The following is a 16,461-nucleotide window of genomic DNA, read 5'->3' on the forward strand; positions in this document are numbered from 1 at the left end:
CAAGCGGGTCTCGGTCGTGCCGTCGGAGTAGGATCTTGACTCTATGGCCGCGGAGATGACGACGGCCGACGCGGCCACCGAGACCGAGTACGCCCAGTTTCGCGAGACGTACGGCACGGACGTCACCGAGGTGCGAAGGATACGGGTTCCTCGCTCGCGAGTTGCGCATGGCGACCTACGTATGAGGCCACGCGACCGAGTGGCAAGCACAGGCTCAGTACCACCGTGTCGCTGCCTGCATGGCCGTGCAGCGCCGTGACCCTGGAACTGGAGAGGGATCCATGTAACCCTCACGAACACTCCGACACTCAGATGTTGTAGCTCTTCAGTTTCACTTCGCTCCCCAATTGCCTGCGCCGTCCACTGGTATGTCTGCAGCGTAGCCGGCGACTTCCGCCGCCTTGTTTTCGGAGGTTGTCGGCCGCTCGTCCGGACTGGTCCTTGGCATCGTGCACATCGACATCACGGTGCGACCGAGTCAGGTGAAGGAGGAGCACGCCTTGCCCCTTCTTCTCCGACGGAACGCCCCCTGCGTCTTTCGGTTGGTCTTCCCGCGGCTCGGCATTCGCCCACGGCAGACGAGAAATAGCCCCGAAGGGCTGGAACCTCCTTTGGGAATATGTCAACGTACAACGTCCCGAAAAATACCAGGTCAGTGGCGGGATTCAGGATTCCAGGCCGACCTGCACGTCGGCCATGACGGTGTCCGACACCTCGCGCTGCTCGGCCTCATTGCGGAGGCCCTGACCCAAGGAGCACCCCTGTCGAATGCCGATCTCCGATCGGTCCGATTCAACGCCCCCATCTGCTTGACACTTGGCGCCCTGAACGTATGGACCACATCGGAGCGAGAGGATTGCGCCGATCCTCCCCGGCGCTGTGCCTCTGTGTTTGTGCGACCGCGTTGACAACGGACTCGGGGTGTTCGTGACGGACGGCGCGGCCTCGTTCTCCGATCGCGCCGACTGGCCCCCTGTGTTTCGTCCGTTGCAATCGTCCGTGAGTTGCCCTGCGGGGCGCAACATAGACCACGATCGCCGGTTGGCCAAACCGGCGATCGTGACGACCATTGAGGTGTTCTCAGCGGCTGTGCTTGTAGGTGGAGCCGTTCGGACACCATGGCCCTTCATGTCGGCGACCAGTAGTCCCCGTAACTGACAGAGTTTGCCCATCAGTTGCGGCGGAGTGGGTGCAAGTCGAGCACTGCTGCTTGGGCCGCCGAAATATCTGGAACATCCGAGGAAACATCAATGGCTCGTCCACCTGCGCTCAAGCTCGCCGAGGTCCTAGCGGAAATCAGGATGAGTCCGTCGGCTTTCTATCGCCTGCGCGCTCGCGGTCAGGCACCCCGAATGATCAAGCTGCCCAATGGTGAACTGCGCTGCCGCCGCGCCGATCTGGATGCGTGGTGGGATGCGTGCGAAAGGGATACGCCTGGATGGCGATGAGTTATAACGTCCGATTCTGGGAGATACGTGAGCGCCCCGGCCGGCGCAAGCCTTTCCAGATTCGGTGGACGGTTAACGGGCGAGAGAAGTCTGAGTCCTTCATCGCGTTCGCGCTTGCTGACAGCCGGCGTGCGAAGCTGATGACAGCTGCGCGCGAGGGTGAGCCGTTTGACGAGCACACAGGTCTGCCGGCATCCGAGTTGCGGGCCATCAAGCAGCGCACTACGTGGTACGACCTGGTGCACGAATACATCGAGCAAAGATGGGAGCGCACGCCAGGGAACACCCGCCGCACTCTGGCTGATGCCTTCGCTACGGTCACGCCCGCCCTGGTACGCCCCGGCGCAGCGTATCCCGATCCGCGGGTACTGCGGCGTGCCCTGTACTCGTGGGCATTCAACAAGAAAGCCTGGGAGTGCGAGCCCATCGAGGAGTGGCTCCACGCGCTGGACTGGATGAAGCGCAACTCGCTGCCGGTCAGCGCCCTCGCGGAAGCCGACGTTCTGAGGCGGGCCCTCGATGCGATGTGCCGCAAGCTGGACGGCAAGGCGGCTGCGGCTAAAACAGCCCGACGCAAGAGGGCTGCGTTCAACGAAGCTCTCAACACTGCGGTGGAGAAGGGGTACTTCGCTGAGAACCCCCTCAAGGGGCTCCGGTGGCAAGCGCCAGCAGTCAATGAGGAGGTGGATCCGGCCGCCGTTCCCAATCCGGCCCAGGTGCTTCGGCTACTCGAGGCCGTTGCTCGCCAGCGGGGGCGGGGTCCTCATCTTGAAGCATTCTTCGGTTGCATGTACTTCGCGGCTATGCGGCCAGCTGAGGTCATCCACCTTCGGATCGATCAATGCCACTTGCCAAAGACGGGATGGGGGATGCTGAACCTCTCGGGCGGGGTCGTCACGTCTGGTAAGGAGTGGACCGACGACGGGGAGGTGCACGAGGTGCACTCGCTCAAGCGTCGCGCGGCAAGCGCGACGCGGCCTGTTCCCATCCCGCCGCAGTTCGTACGCATGCTGCGTGCCCATGTGAATCGGTTCGACGTGGCACCCGACGGTCGACTTTTCCGGAACCAGGCCGGCAACTACGTGGACGCTGCCGCCTACGGCATCACATGGGCGCGGGCCCGGGAATACGCCCTGACCCGTACTGAGCGCACTTCTCGCCTGGCCAAGCGGCCTTACGATCTCCGTCACGCCGGGATCTCGTTCTGGCTCTACTCCGGAGTGGACCCGGCCGAGTGCGCCCGCCGCGCCGGCCAGAGCATCGAGGTTCTCTTTCGCCACTACGCCAAGTTCCTTGACGGCCTTCGAGAGCAGGCGAACCGTCTCATCGAGCAGTCCATGAACGAGTGGCAGCGTGTCAGCCAAGGTGACGTACCCGAGGGCTGAACCGGGGGTTTGGTCCGTGACTGGTCCGGAAGCACTGGTCAGGAGGGGTGCAGTCGCGGGAGGAATTGGGAGTTAGCGCGCAAGCCGGGCCGGTCGAGAGCGGGTGGCAACGAAGGGCGCCTGACGGGTGAAAACCCAGGTCAGGCGCCTTTTCGCATGTGTCTAGAAGAAGCCCAGCTTCTTCGGCGAATACGACACCAGCAGATTCTTCGTCTGCTGGTAGTGCTCCAGCATCATCTTGTGTGTCTCGCGGCCGATCCCGGACTGCTTGTAGCCGCCGAACGCCGCGTGTGCCGGGTAGGCGTGGTAGCAGTTCGTCCAGACGCGGCCCGCCTGGATGGCGCGGCCCGCCCGGTAGGCCGTGTTGACGTCGCGGGTCCAGACGCCGGCGCCCAGACCGTACGCCGTGTCGTTGGCGATCTTGATGGCGTCGTCGAAGTCGTCGAAGGAGGCGACCGAGACGACGGGGCCGAAGATCTCCTCCTGGAAGACCCGCATCCGGTTGTCGCCCTCGAAGATGGTCGGCCGGACGTAGTAGCCGCCCTTCAGGTCACCGTCGAGTTCGGCGCGTTCGCCGCCCGTGAGTACCTTCGCCCCCTCGTTTCGGCCGATGTCGATGTACGAGAGGATCTTGGCGAGCTGCTCGCCCGACGCCTGGGCGCCGATCATGGTGTCGGTGTCCAGCGGATGCCCGGGCCTGATCAGTTCGGTGCGGGCGACGGCCGCCGCCAGGAAGTCGGGGTAGTTGCCGCTCTGGATCAGCCCGCGCGACGGACAGGTGCACACCTCCCCCTGGTTCAGCGCGAACATCGTGAAGCCCTCCAGGGCCTTGTCCCGCAGTTCGTCGTCCTTCTCCCACACGTCGTCGAAGAAGATGTTCGGTGACTTCCCGCCCAGCTCCAGGGTGACCGGCTTCAGGTTCTCCGCCGCGTACTGCATGATCAGCCGGCCCGTCGACGTCTCACCGGTGAACGCGACCTTCGCCACCCGCGGGCTCGACGCCAGCGGCTTGCCCGCCTCCGGGCCGAACCCGTTGACGATGTTCACCACCCCCGCCGGCAGCAGGTCGGCGATCAGGCTCATCCAGTAGTGGATGGACACCGGCGTCTGCTCGGCCGGCTTGAGCACGACCGCGTTCCCGGCGGCGAGCGCCGGGGCGAGCTTCCAGGCGGCCATCAGGATCGGGAAGTTCCACGGGATGATCTGCGCCACCACGCCCAGCGGCTCGTGGAAGTGGTACGCCACCGTGTCCTGGTCCACCTCGCTGAGCGAGCCCTCCTGCGCGCGCACCGCACCGGCGAAGTAGCGGAAGTGGTCGATGGCCAGCGGGATGTCGGCGGCCAGCGTCTCCCTGACCGGCTTGCCGTTCTCCCAGCTCTCCGCCACCGCCAGCGGCTCCAGGTGCGCCTCCATGCGGTCGGCGATCCTCAGCAGGATGTCGGAGCGTTCCGTGGCCGACCTGCGGCCCCACTCGGGGGCCGCCGCGTGGGCCGCGTCCAGCGCCTTCTCCACGTCCTCGGCCGTCCCCCGCGCCACCTCCGTGAACGGCTGTCCGGTCACCGGGCTCGGGTTCTCGAAGTACTGGCCGCGGGCCGGCGGCACGTACTCGCCGCCGATGAAGTGGTCGTAGCGCGTCTGGTAGGAGACGAGCGCGCCCTCGGTGTTGGGTGCGGCGTAGCGGGTCATGCGGGTGCCTCCTCAGCGGCGCTGCCCGCCGTTGGGCAGCTCTCGACGCGAGGCTAGGCAGAGGGAGGTTGCGGGTACGTTGCACGACGGTCCGTGCCCCGTCGGCCTTGCTGCCCCACCGTCACGACCGGGATCATCGCCACGCCCCCCTGCTGTCCTCCCGGTCCCCGCTGTCGTCCCCGCCCCGCCCTCGTCCCCGCCTGTCCGCCGTTCACGGCTTCGCCGACCACCCCGTCGGGGCGGTCAGCTCGGACTCCAGGGCGCTGAGGCGAGCCCGTACCGCGGCCGTGGGGCGGACGACCGCCAGGGCCCGCCATACGTCGAGGTCCTCCTCCCCCCAGGGCGCATGGGCCCAGTCGGCCAGCAGATCCGGGTCGGCGTGGGAGATCAGAGCCGCGCGCAGGCCGTCCGCGAGACGCTCCCGCAGGCGGACGACGGCGGGGGCCTGCGAGGCCGGCAGCAGCGGTCCGGCGTACGCGGCGGCCGCCGCCGTGACCCCGCCGGCCGCCAGCCGCCGTTCCACCACCGCGACGTCCGACGTGACCGGAACCGTCAGCCGGTACGGCCGCGACGCCAGCAGCCCGGACCCCGCGCCGGGCCCCAGCACCCCGCGCAGCCGGGCGAGCTCGGCGCGCAGCGTCACCGGCGTCACCGACTCGTCCTCGTACAGGGCGCACATCAGCTCGTCCCCGCTCAGCCCCTCCGGGTGCCGGGCCAGCAGCACCACGATCTCGCTGTGCCGCCGGCTCAGCCTGAGCGTGCGGCCGTCCACGACGAGCCGGGCCTCGTCGCGGCCCAGCACGGTCAGCTCCGGGGCGTCGACCAGGGGACGCGCCGGGGCGAGCAGCGCCAGCTGCGACTCGGCGGCCCGGGCCACCGCCCGCACGAAACCCAGGCTGTGCGGGTGTGCCAGCCCGTCGCCGCCGGTGATGTCCACCGCGCCCAGCACCCTGCCGGTGCGCGGATCGTGCACCGGCGCCGCCGCGCACGTCCACGGCTGGACCTGCCGGACGAAGTGCTCGGCCGCGAACACCTGCACCGGGCGGTCCACGGCGACGGCCGTGCCCGGCGCGTTGGTGCCGACCGCGCTCTCCGCCCAGCGCGCCCCCGGCACGAAGTTCATCCGCGCCGCCAGCCGGCGCGTCGCCGGGTGGCCCTCGACCCACAGCAGCCTGCCGCGCGCGTCGCACACCGCCAGGAGGTGCTCCCCGTCGACCGCGAACGTGCCCATCAGCTCCCGGAACAGCGGCATCACCCGCGCGAGCGGATGCTCCGCCCGATAGGCCGCGAGGTCGCCGTCGGCCAGTTCCACGCTCACATCGGCTTCCGGCCCGACACCGGCCCGCGCGGACCGGCGCCAGGAGTCGGCCACCACGGCCCGCACCGGCCGCGGCACCGTACCCGCCTCGGTGAACGTCTCGTGCGCGCGCCGCAGGATCCGTAGGCGCTCGGCAGGGTCGGCCCCCGGCTCCAGGGCCACCCAGGGATCGGTCAAGTCGGCCTCCCGGACAGCGATACGGCTGGGGACATCGTCGTCCCGGGGGCGCGCGCCGACAACCGTTTCGACGGGCGTGACCGGTCGGAGAGAGCCCGAAGTGAGCCGCGGCCAGGACTCGACGGCCCGGCTTATCAGCCTCTGCGGCCCCCGGCCACCGCCGCCGGATCGTCCAGTACTCCCCGCGCGCCACGGAGCGCGCCGCGGTCCCGTCCGCGCCACGGAGCGCGCCGCGGCCGGGACTCGACGGCCCGGGTTCTCAGCCCTTGCGGCCCCCGGCCACCGCCGCCGGATCGTCCAGTACCCCCCGCGCCACGGAGTGCGCCGCTCCCAGCAGCGGCCCCTGCGGGCCGAGCCCGGACACCGACACCGGGCACACGGGCCCCGCCGTCCGCCGGTCCAGCTCCGCCTCCAGCGACGGCAGCAGCCACGGCGCCAGCTCCGCCAGCGCACCGCCGAGCACCACGGCCTCCGGGTCCAGCAGGTTCACCGCCCCGGTCAGCGCCACGCCGAGCGCCGTGCCCGCGTCGCGCAGGGACCTGCGTACGTCCTCGTCGCCGTCGGTGGCGCGTCCCGCGAGCAGCCCGACGCGGTCCTCGCCGAGCTCCAGGCCGGCCGCCCGCAGCACCGCCTCCTCACCGGCGTACTGCTCCAGGCAGCCACGGCCGCCGCAGACGCACTCCGGGCCGTCCGGGTGGACGGGCACATGCCCCAGTTCGCCCGCGAAGCCCCGGGTGCCGCGCAGCAGGCTTCCGTCCACCACGACCGCGCCACCGATACCGATCTCCGCCGACACGTGCAGGAAGTCCCGCGGCGTGTCCTGTCCGAGCCAGAGCTCGGCGAGCGCGCCGAAGTTGGCCTCGTTGTCGACGGTCAAGGGGTGGTCGCCGGGCAGCAGGGCGCCGAGGTCGGTGTCGTGCCAGCCCAGGTTCGGAGCGCGGACGACGGTGCGGGCGTCGCGGCCCACCAGCCCGGGAACGGCGACCGCGAGCCCGGCGGGCCACAGCCCCTCGTCCTCGGCCGTGGCGACGACCTCGTGGATCAGACCGGTCAGTTCCGCGATCACCGGCTCGGGCGCGCGGCCCCGGTTCGTGCCGTGGCGTACGGCGCGCGCCCGTACCTCGCCCCGCAGGTCGACCGCACAGACCGCGAGATGGTCGACGCCCACCTCGGCGCCGATCCCGGCGGGCCCGCGACCGCTCACGGCGAGGGCCGATCCGGGCCGGCCCACCCGGCCGGGGCGCTCAGGGCCCAGCTCTTCCAGCAGGCCGGTGCGTATGAGCTCGTCGACGAGGGTGGACACCGCCGCCCGGGTCAGCCCGATGCGCGAGGCGACCGCCGCCCGGGACAGCTGGCCCTCGGCACTGACGGCGTGCATCACGCGCGCGAGGTTGCGTCGGCGCATGCCCTGCTGCGTGTCGGGCAGTGCCCGCCCGGGGCTGGTCGGCCGGGCCTCGTGCGGCGGTGCGGTCATCCTCGCGTCAGTCCTCGGGTCGCGTCTGAACCCCGGTGCCTCGGTCCAGCAGCGGGGCCGCGTCGGAGAGTACCCCGGAGATCCTGGCCAGGGCTTCCTCGTCCCGTTCCACGGCGTCCAGGACCGGACCGCTCGCGGTGTTCCAGCGCCGGGCGACGGCGGCCGGGTCCTCGCCGGTCAGCAGCCCGGCGGCCTGCGCGGCGGCCCCCAACGCCACCAGCTCCTTCGCCTCCGGCACCTGGACCGGACGGCCGGACAGGCGGCGTACGGTCTGCTGCCACGCCGTGCCCCGGGCGCCGCCCCCGATCAGCAGCAGTGGCGCGGAACGGTCGGCGTCCTCGTCGAGCACGAGGTCGAGCGCGCCGAGCAGCGCGTGTACGGCACCGTCGTAGGCGGCCTGGAGCAGTTGCCCGGCCGTGGTGTCGTGACGCAGGCCGTGCAGCAGGCCCGAGGCGTTCGGCAGGTTGGGGGTGCGCTCGCCGTCCAGGTAGGGAAGGAGGGTCACCCCGCGGGCCGGCTCCACGGCCTCGCGGTCCAGGCCGAGCAGGGCGGCGAGCCGGTCGACGGCGAGGGTGCAGTTCAGGGTGCAGGCCAGCGGCAGCCAGTCGCCGTGGGCGTCGGCGAAACCCGCCACGGTGCCGGTCGGGTCGGCGGGGCGCCGCTTCGACACCGCGTAGACCGTGCCCGAGGTGCCGAGACTCAGGACGGGCGTGCCGGGCCGCAGCCCGAGGCCCAGCGCCGCCGCCGCGTTGTCGCCGGTGCCCGGCGCGACCAGGGTGCCCTTGGAGAACGGCAGGTCATGGCTGTCGCGTACGGTGCCCGCGACCTCACCGGGACGCACCACCCTGGGCAGAAGCGCCGGGTCCAGGCCCACCTGGGCGAGGATCTCCGCGTCGTACGCCTCGGTCCCGGACGCCCACCAGCCGGTGCCGGAGGCGTCGCCGCGGTCGGTCGTGCCCACCCCGGTCAGCCGCTCGGTGAGGTAGTCGTGGGGGAGGCGCACCGCCCTGGTCGCGCGGACCGCCTCCGGCTCGTGCTCGGCCAGCCAGGCCCACTTCGTGACCGTGAAGGAGGCGGCCGGGACCGACCCGGTGCGCTCCGCCCAGAACGCCGCCCCGCCCAGCTCCTCGGTCAGGCGGCGGGCCTGCGGGGCCGAGCGCACGTCGTTCCACAACAGCGCCGGGCGGACCGGCTCGCCGTGCGCGTCGAGGGTGACCAGTCCGTGCTGCTGCCCGCCGATCGACACCGCGGCCGCCTCGCGGGCGGCGTCACCGCACTGGCGCAGCGCCTCGGCCAGGGCCTCCCACCAATGGCGCGGGTCGCTCTCCCGGCCGGCGCCGGAGGACACCGTGTGCGGGGCCTGGCCGCTCGCGACGACCCGGCCGGTCGCCACGTCGACGACCAGCGCCTTGGTGGACTGGGTGGACGAGTCCACCCCGACGACGAGCGGACCCTCGGCTGCTGACATCGCGCTCTCCTAGCTTTTTTCCGCGGCTCTGCGGGATGTGTCTTCCCAGAGGTGCGTTCGCATACTAATTTGTAAACCGCCATGACGAAATAGTCTGCAAGCAAGGAGTCGCGGCGTGAGCTACCAGCCCACCCCCGAGGACAGGTTCACCTTCGGCCTGTGGACCGTCGGCTGGCAGGGAAGGGACCCGTTCGGCGACGCCACCCGGCGCGCCCTCGACCCGGTCGAGACCGTGCAGCGTCTGGCCGAGCTCGGCGCCTACGGGGTCACCTTCCACGACGACGACCTGATCCCCTTCGGGTCGTCCGACACCGAGCGCGAGGCGCACGTCAAGCGCTTCCGCCAGGCCCTGGACAGCACCGGCATGACCGTGCCCATGGCCACCACCAACCTCTTCACCCACCCGGTCTTCAAGGACGGCGCGTTCACCGCCAACGACCGCGACGTGCGCCGCTACGCGCTGCGCAAGACCGTCCGCAACATCGACCTGGCGGTGGAACTGGGCGCCCGTACCTACGTCGCCTGGGGCGGCCGCGAGGGCGCCGAGTCCGGCGCCGCCAAGGACGTGCGCGTGGCCCTCGACCGCATGAAGGAGGCGTTCGACCTGCTCGGCGAGTACGTCACCTCGCAGGGCTACGACCTCCGCTTCGCCATCGAGCCCAAGCCGAACGAGCCGCGCGGCGACATCCTGCTGCCCACCGTCGGCCACGCCCTCGCCTTCATCGAGCGCCTGGAGCGCCCGGAGCTGTACGGCGTCAACCCGGAGGTGGGCCACGAGCAGATGGCCGGCCTGAACTTCCCGCACGGCATCGCGCAGGCCCTGTGGGCGGGCAAGCTCTTCCACATCGACCTCAACGGCCAGTCCGGCATCAAGTACGACCAGGACCTGCGCTTCGGCGCCGGCGACCTGCGCTCCGCCTTCTGGCTGGTCGACCTGCTGGAGAGCGCCGGCTACACCGGGCCGCGCCACTTCGACTTCAAGCCGCCGCGGACCGAGGACCTCGACGGTGTGTGGGCGTCCGCCGCCGGCTGCATGCGCAACTACCTCATCCTCAAGGAGCGCGCGGCGGCCTTCCGCGCCGACCCGGAGGTCCAGCAGGCCCTGCGCGCCTCCCGCCTGGACCAGCTCGCCGAGCCCACCGCGGGCGACGGCCTGCAGGCGCTGCTCGCCGACCGGTCCGCCTTCGAGGAGTTCGACGCGGACGCGGCGGCCGCGCGCGGCATGGCCTTCGAGCGCCTCGACCAGCTGGCCATGGATCACCTGCTGGGCGCGCGCGGCTGACCACCGGCGGCACTCCGTGCGCGGGGTACGGACTTCGCGCGCGGGGTCGCGTCACGGGCGGCGGCTCGCCAGGCTGGACGGTATGGCCACGCCGCCCGTACCGCCCAGTCCACCCGGCCCGCCGCCCTCCGAGGGCGGCGGATTCGGGTCGCCCCCGCCCCGCCGGAAGCCGCCGTTCATGGCGCTCGTCGCGCTGGCCGCCATAGCGGCGGTCGTACTGATCGTCGTGCTGGTCCACGGAGGTCACGACGGGTCTGGCGACGAGCCGCCGGCCGGGGGTGGCGGGAGCACGGGCTCCGCCGCCGCGCCGTCCTTCCGCCAGCCCACGCTGCTGCCCAGCTCGCTGCCGACCGCCTTGCCGTCACGGCTTCCGACGGAGCTGCCGACGGGGCTGCCGACCGAGGTGCCCGGGGAGATCCGGTCGTTGCTTCCGTCACTCTCCGCCCTGTCGCCGTGAAGCGGCTTCCGCCCCGCCGCCGCTTGTCGACTGCGTACGGGTGGGGAAGCCGCCGCCTGGCGACGGCGTACGCCCGGGGGACGGGCGGCGGGTGCGGTCGGTGCGGGCGGGTCGCCGTTCGACGGTGCTCGTGCGGGAACCAAGGCGGGGCCGTGCGTCCCGCGGGCTCACGCGAACTGAAAAGTCCTCGCCGGGAACGCAGATGTCCGTCGCCATGCCGAACGGCATCGGACCCGCGAGTCCGATGCGAACCCGCGACCATGCCGCTTCAGGGCCTCGTGGACGGATGAAACGGGGAGCGGGCTAGTCAAGAGGGCGGCGGTAGCGCAACTTGCTGAGAGAGGCGCCGCCGGTGGAGTCCTCCACGGCTGTGCCGTCCGCGCCCCAGCCGGCAGCTTCGTAGAAGCGCCGGGCACGTGCGTTGTCCTCCAGAACCCACAAGGTGGCCTGCGTGTAGTCGGCCTGTCCGAGGGCCGCCAACGCGGCCAGCATCAGCTGCTTTCCGATCCCCGTGCCCCAGACCTGGGGCATCGCGTAGAGAGTGCCGACTTCCGCGGTGACAGGAATGTCCTGAGACGGGCCGAAGCTCGCGAGTCCGACGATTCCGGCCTCGGTTTCGGCTACCAGTACCCCCGACGATGGCCACCGTGCCTCCGTGATCCGTGTCTCCCACTCGGACGTTTCGCGGCTCGGGTCCATTGCGTCGAGGTAGTGCTGGGGAACAAGACCGGCAAAGGCCGCCTGCCAGGAGCGCACGTAGACACCGGCGACCGCTGACGCATCAACCGGCCTTGCCTGTCGAATCTGCATGGCCCCAATTTTTCGCGTCCTCTCAGCCCGGGCCAACCTCTTTTCCCCAGGGCCATGGTCAGTGCTCGGCGCTCTGTTCCAACAGCGTCCGCGCCGAGTCCGCGTAGCGGATCGCTGCCTTCTGTCCGATGCCGAAGGCCAGTGCGAGGTGGAGTGGGTCGACGCCGCGGGTGAGTGCTCTTCTTCGAACTGGCCGTCAACGCAGGGCCGGTTGAGGACGGCGGTCGGGTTGCGAGCGGCCCGGGTGCTCCAGAACCTGCCGGCCGGGCCGAGTTCGACGGCGGTCTTCTGGGTGATCAGCAGATGGGGGTTGGCTGTGCAGGCGCGGCAGAACCGGCAGGGCAGCTGCCCCGGGGCGAAACAGCCCGAGCGAGAAGCCGCCGGCTTGTTCTCACTGATCTGCCCCACGCTGGTGACCACGTCACATCGGCGGCAGCGAACGGCCGTCGCGATGCTTGGGCACGCCGGCCGGAGCCAACACCGCCGACCTCCCTACGCCGCCCCTTCCTGCCCGCTGAGCCGTGCCGATGACAGGGCTGTCGCCGGATCCCGGGTCGGTTCCCCGGCGGGCACCCAGCGCCCGCGCTCCTTGCGGTAGGGCCACCAGCGGCCGTCCCGGCCCAGCCGCAGCTGGCAGGGTGCGCCGACGGCCGTCCACCGGTTGCCGCGCGCCCGTAGCGCCGGCCGTTCGTCGTCCTCCCAGGCCGAGTCCAGTGCCGCACGCGCGCGTACGAGCGCCTCACCCCGTACGGTCCATTCCTCCTCCAGCACCGACAGCGCGTCCGGGCCGCCGTGCTGCCAGGCACGAACCGCCAGGGCCAGCGCTTCGGGGGTGCGGCCCGAACCGGCGGCGAGGCGGTCGGCGACCGACGGCGGGCCGGCATCGACCGCCGTGGTGTCGGCGAGGAAACCGGCAGCCGGGGAACCGGCGGCGAGCCGTACCGCGTCCTCGCCGAGCGTCAACTCCCGCGGTTCGGGGTCCTGCCAGCCGCGCAGCGCCTCCGCCAGCATGCGGTGCGCCTCGACCGCCGTACGCGCGGCCAGAAACTCCAGCGCGGCCGGGTCGACGCCCGGCGCGGGCCGGGCCTCGGTGTCCAGCGACGGCGGCGTGCCGGGCCCCTCGGGCAACTCCGGCGGCGGAGGCAGGGGCGGCTGAACCGCCGAGAAGGCCTCGGCCGCGTCGACTCCTTCCGCCACGGGCGCGGACGCCGGCGAGGCGGGCGCGACCGCACTGCGGGCCTGGAGACCGTCCAGGACGGCCTGTTCGGGCCGGCCCCGCAACAGCAGCAGCACGAACGGATCCTGGTCCAGCAGCCGCGCCACCAGGTAGCACAGCGCCGCCGTGTGCCCGCAGTGGTCCCAGGCACCACAGTCGCACTCGGCCTCCAGATCGCCGAGGCCGGGCAGCAGCTCCGCACCGGCGGCCGCCGCGTCCTCGACCAGCTGGGACGGCACCTCCCGGTCCAGCAGGGCCGCCACATGACCGGCCCGCTCGACGGTCAGGTCCAGGAAACGGTCCCACTGGGCACCCGAGAACCGCGCCAGCAGCACATCGGCCCGGTGCCCCGTTCCGTCCCGGTCGCGCACGACCGCCGTGATGCGGCCCGGGCCCACCGACACCTCGCCCACGGCGCCCGCGCGCGCGAGCCGGCGGCCGGCACGCACCTGCCCCGCGTCCAGCGCGCCGTCCTCGAGGGCGGCGACCCAGGCCCGGCCCCACCAGGTCCCGGCGAAGCCGCGACCGTGCGCGGGCGGCAGCGCGGCGAACGTCCGCTGCGTGTCCTCGTCGTACCTGTTCATGCCATGCCCCCTCGCAGCTCCACCAGTTCGGCCAGTTCGGTGTCCGTCAGCTCCGTGAACGCCACCTCGCCCGAGCCCAGCACGGCGTCGGCGAGCCGCTGCTTGCGCGCGAGCATGTCCGCGATGCGGTCCTCGACCGTGCCTTCCGCGATCAGCCGGTGGACCTGCACCGGCCGGGTCTGACCGATGCGGTGCGCACGGTCGGTCGCCTGCGCCTCCACGGCCGGGTTCCACCAGCGGTCGTAGTGCACGACATGCTCGGCGCGGGTCAGGTTGAGCCCCGTACCGGCGGCTTTCAACGACAGCAGGAACACCGGGACCTCGCCGTTCTGGAAGCGTTCCACCATCGCCTCGCGCTCGGCGACCGGCGTCCCGCCGTGCAGGAACCGAGAGGCCACCCCGCGCTCGGCCAGATGCCGTTCGACAAGCCGTGCCATTCCGACGTACTGCGTGAAGACCAGCACGCTCGCTCCCTCGGCGAGGATGGTGTCCAGCAGTTCGTCGAGCAACTCCAGCTTGCCCGAGCGCCCGGCGAGTGCCGGACGGTCCTCCTTGAGGTACAGCGCGGGGTGGTCGCAGATCTGCTTGAGGCCGGTGAGCAGCTTGACGATCAGGCCGCGCCGGGCCATGTCGTCGGCCTCGGAGATCGCCGCGAGCGTCTCCCGGGCGACGGCCTCGTACAGGCCGGTCTGTTCCGCGGTCAGCGCCACCGGGTGGTCGGTCTCCGTCTTCGCGGGCAGCTCCGGGGCGATGCCCGGATCCGACTTGCGGCGGCGCAGCAGGAAGGGCGCCACCAGCCGGGACAATCGCTCGGCCGCGACCGGGTCGGTACCGGTCTCGACGGATCGCGCATAGCGCGCCCGGAAGGCGCTCAGCCGGCCCAGCAGCCCCGGCGTCGTCCAGTCGAGGATCGCCCACAGTTCCGACAGGTTGTTCTCCACGGGGGTGCCGGTGAGCGCCACACGTGCGCGCGCGCCGACGGTCCGCAGGGCGCGTGCGGTCGCCGAGTAGGGATTCTTCACGTGCTGTGCCTCGTCGGCCACGAGCAGGCCCCAGGGCACTTCCGCCAGCCGCGGAGCGTCCAGCCGCAGAGTGCCGTACGTGGTCAGGACGAAGTCGCCGGTTGCCGGTGCCGCCAGGTCGCGACGCGGTCCGTGGAAGCGGCGCACGCGCGTGCCGGGCGCGAACCGCTCGATCTCACGCTGCCAGTTGCCCATGAGCGAGGTCGGGCACACCACCAGCGTGGGGCCCGCGGAGGCCGCATCCCCTTGGCGGTGCAGATGCAGGGCGATCAGGGTGATCGTCTTGCCGAGACCCATGTCGTCGGCCAGGCAGCACCCGAGGCCGAGGGACGTGGTGCGGGCCAGCCGGTCGAGGCCGCGCCGCTGGTAGTCACGCAGCGTGGCGGCGAGCGCCGGGGGCTGGGGCACGAGTTCCCGCGCGGGATCGTCCCGCAGCCGATCCCGCAGCTCCGCGGGCCAGCCGGTGGGCCGGACCTCGACCAGGTGGCCGTCGACCTCCTCCGAGCCCGTCAGTGCGGCACCCAGGGCATGTATCGGGGTCACCTCGCGGTCCTGCCGGGCCTGGGCCCGCCGGACCTCCTCCGGGTCGATCAGGACCCACTGGTCGCGCAGCCGCACCACCGGACGGCTCGCCTCCGCCAGCCGGTCCAGCTCCTCGCGCGTGAGGTGCTGCTCGCCCACGGCGAAGGACCAGGTGAGGGTCAGCAGCGCGTCGGCGGACAGCGACGAGGGTGTGTCCGAGTAGGCCCGTCCCGGCCTGTCGTCGGCCGGCCCGATCTGCGCGCGGGTGGTCAGCGTGCGTACCAGGTCGCGCGGCCAGTGCACCTCCACCCCGACGGCGGCCAACGCGCGCGTGCCCTGGCCCAGAAGCTCGGCGACCTCGTCGTCCAGGAGGTCGACGGCGTCCGGTACGGCGGCCGACAACAGCGGCGAGAGGGCGGGCCAGGCCCGGGCCGCCCTGCGGAGGGCGAGCAGCGCGTCCATCCGCGCGCGGGGGCCGAGCGCGCCGTCCGCGTCGTCAGCGTTCGCCCACACGTCGGCGGCGTCCGTGACGAGGGCGGGGTCGCGCACGCTGTGCACCTGAGGTACGGCCCGGAACCGGGGCGCCGTCCCGCCCGCGTTCACCTGACCGGGCGGCTCGTCGTGGGGCGCCAGTTGCTCGGGCCTGTCCCCGGGACCCGACACCTCGATCCGCAGCGAGAGACGGACCCCGGCGTCGTGGCCGGCGGCGACATCGGCCGCCCAGGCCCGTTGTTCCGTCAGGTGCTGAGGCGCCCGTACGGCATAGGCGACGCCGCCCGTCACGAGGGCCGCCGCGGGGGAGCGGGGCAGGGTGTCGGCGACCGCGTCCAGGAAGGCACGCAGCAACCCCTCCGGGGCGGGCAGGCGTGGGGCGGGCCCGTCGTCGAGCGGTACCGCGTGCGCCTCGGGAGGCATCGCCGCGGCGAGCCGGCTGACCTCTTCGAGGTCCCGAGGGCCCAGCGGGCCCACCCGCCAGGCGTCGTGATCACCACTGGAGAGTCCGGGCAGAAGCATGCCCCGTGCCACGAACCGCAGGGCCAGCAGTGCGGCCGCGCCCCAGAAGACTACGGACCGGTGTGCGTCCGGCACCGTACGCGCGCGCGTGAGCAGTGGCAACGCCGCGTACAGCGGGACCACGCGAGCGGGTGTCCGCACGGAACCGACCGCGTCTCCGCCGGAGCGGACGACGGTGATGTCCTCCAGGACGCCGATGACCTCGCCGACGTCTGTGACGCCGCTCGGTCCAGCGCCGGACGGAGCGCCGCCGTCCGGCTGCCAGAACGCGACGTGGCCGGTGCGTGCGGGATCGCCCGGTACGAAGACGGCACCCTGGCGGGCGAGTTCGGCGATCCGGGGAGGTGATTCCACAGGAACCCTGTGCACGATGACGAGCCAGCTCCTCAAATTTGACTAGTTCGATGGGTGGTCGAGGGTACATCACTTGCCCGGGCGCGCTTGATCTTTTTGCGAGGAGCGGTCGAGCGGCCGAGCGGGTGCCTGGGGGCGTCCGCGGGCGTCTCAGGGGCGACTGGGGGACGTGTCTCAGGGATGTTTCAGGGGTGCGATCCGGAACCGCCCGGTGCGGGACACCGTTCTCAGAACAGAGACGCGG

At 71.8% G+C, this 16,461-nt stretch carries 11 protein-coding genes; 4 read left to right on the forward strand and 7 right to left on the reverse strand.

The features are described from left to right. Positions 1 to 1,250 precede the first annotated feature (1,250 nt). Both ACSLTV_RS18165 and ACSLTV_RS18170 read left to right on the forward strand, forming a co-directional pair. Positions 1,251 to 1,448, forward strand: coding sequence for a helix-turn-helix transcriptional regulator (locus ACSLTV_RS18165; RefSeq protein ID WP_073946053.1), 198 nt, complete (start codon positions 1,251 to 1,253; stop codon positions 1,446 to 1,448). After that, a complete protein-coding gene (locus ACSLTV_RS18170) occupies positions 1,439 to 2,833 on the forward strand; it encodes a tyrosine-type recombinase/integrase (protein ID WP_435612473.1) in 1,395 nt (464 codons plus the stop codon). Before ACSLTV_RS18165 ends, ACSLTV_RS18170 begins: the two co-directional genes overlap by 10 nt. A gap of 162 nt (positions 2,834 to 2,995) precedes the next feature. On the opposite strand, the gene exaC is transcribed toward ACSLTV_RS18170, so the two are convergent. The 4 genes from exaC to xylB form a co-directional block, all read right to left on the reverse strand. Further along, entirely contained in the window at positions 2,996 to 4,519 is a 1,524-nt protein-coding gene (exaC, locus tag ACSLTV_RS18175) for an acetaldehyde dehydrogenase ExaC (RefSeq protein ID WP_432136095.1), read from the reverse strand. A 211-nt stretch (positions 4,520 to 4,730) separates the two neighbouring features. Next, positions 4,731 to 6,014: a GAF domain-containing protein gene (locus ACSLTV_RS18180; RefSeq protein ID WP_432136096.1), complete on the reverse strand. Its 1,284-nt coding sequence runs from the start codon at positions 6,012 to 6,014 to the stop codon at positions 4,731 to 4,733. A gap of 259 nt (positions 6,015 to 6,273) precedes the next feature. Beyond that, entirely contained in the window at positions 6,274 to 7,488 is a 1,215-nt protein-coding gene (locus ACSLTV_RS18185; protein WP_432136097.1) for an ROK family protein, read from the reverse strand. 7 nt (positions 7,489 to 7,495) lie between these two features. Then, positions 7,496 to 8,956, reverse strand: coding sequence for a xylulokinase (gene xylB, locus ACSLTV_RS18190; RefSeq protein ID WP_432136098.1), 1,461 nt, complete (start codon positions 8,954 to 8,956; stop codon positions 7,496 to 7,498). Positions 8,957 to 9,071: 115 nt separating this feature from the next. Between xylB and xylA the strand changes: the two genes are divergently transcribed. After that, the gene (xylA, locus tag ACSLTV_RS18195; RefSeq protein WP_432136099.1) at positions 9,072 to 10,238 is read left to right on the forward strand and encodes a xylose isomerase; all 1,167 of its coding nucleotides are present in this window, start codon (positions 9,072 to 9,074) and stop codon (positions 10,236 to 10,238) included. An 82-nt stretch (positions 10,239 to 10,320) separates the two neighbouring features. Further along, positions 10,321 to 10,695, forward strand: coding sequence for a hypothetical protein (locus ACSLTV_RS18200; RefSeq protein ID WP_432136100.1), 375 nt, complete (start codon positions 10,321 to 10,323; stop codon positions 10,693 to 10,695). Positions 10,696 to 10,998: 303 nt separating this feature from the next. Here ACSLTV_RS18200 and ACSLTV_RS18205 read toward each other — a convergent pair whose 3' ends face one another. The 3 genes from ACSLTV_RS18205 to ACSLTV_RS18215 form a co-directional block, all read right to left on the reverse strand. Next, positions 10,999 to 11,505 (reverse strand): N-acetyltransferase family protein, encoded by a 507-nt coding sequence (locus ACSLTV_RS18205; protein WP_432136101.1) that lies wholly within the window; start codon positions 11,503 to 11,505, stop codon positions 10,999 to 11,001. A gap of 492 nt (positions 11,506 to 11,997) precedes the next feature. Next, positions 11,998 to 13,305 carry an SWF or SNF family helicase gene (locus ACSLTV_RS18210; protein ID WP_432136102.1) on the reverse strand — a complete coding sequence of 436 codons (1,308 nt, stop codon included), beginning with the start codon at positions 13,303 to 13,305 and terminating at the stop codon, positions 11,998 to 12,000. After that, a complete protein-coding gene (locus ACSLTV_RS18215; protein ID WP_435612474.1) occupies positions 13,302 to 16,232 on the reverse strand; it encodes a DEAD/DEAH box helicase in 2,931 nt (976 codons plus the stop codon). The genes ACSLTV_RS18210 and ACSLTV_RS18215 overlap by 4 nt, the downstream gene beginning before the upstream one ends. Between the last annotated feature and the right edge of the window lie 229 nt (positions 16,233 to 16,461).

It is taken from the genome of Streptomyces sp. bgisy159, from assembly GCF_965341775.1.
Lineage (GTDB): Bacteria > Actinomycetota > Actinomycetes > Streptomycetales > Streptomycetaceae > Streptomyces.

Excerpts from the sequence above, each read along its gene's own strand:
- ACSLTV_RS18165 (WP_073946053.1), top strand. The coding sequence starts at position 1,251 with ATGGCTCGTCCACCTGCGCTCAAGCTCGCCGAGGTCCTAGCGGAAATC.
- ACSLTV_RS18170 (WP_435612473.1), top strand. The coding sequence starts at position 1,439 with ATGGCGATGAGTTATAACGTCCGATTCTGGGAGATACGTGAGCGCCCC.
- exaC (WP_432136095.1), bottom strand. The coding sequence starts at position 4,519 with ATGACCCGCTACGCCGCACCCAACACCGAGGGCGCGCTCGTCTCCTAC.
- ACSLTV_RS18185 (WP_432136097.1), bottom strand. The coding sequence starts at position 7,488 with ATGACCGCACCGCCGCACGAGGCCCGGCCGACCAGCCCCGGGCGGGCA.
- xylB (WP_432136098.1), bottom strand. The coding sequence starts at position 8,956 with ATGTCAGCAGCCGAGGGTCCGCTCGTCGTCGGGGTGGACTCGTCCACC.
- ACSLTV_RS18200 (WP_432136100.1), top strand. The coding sequence starts at position 10,321 with ATGGCCACGCCGCCCGTACCGCCCAGTCCACCCGGCCCGCCGCCCTCC.
- ACSLTV_RS18205 (WP_432136101.1), bottom strand. The coding sequence starts at position 11,505 with ATGCAGATTCGACAGGCAAGGCCGGTTGATGCGTCAGCGGTCGCCGGT.
- ACSLTV_RS18210 (WP_432136102.1), bottom strand. The coding sequence starts at position 13,305 with ATGAACAGGTACGACGAGGACACGCAGCGGACGTTCGCCGCGCTGCCG.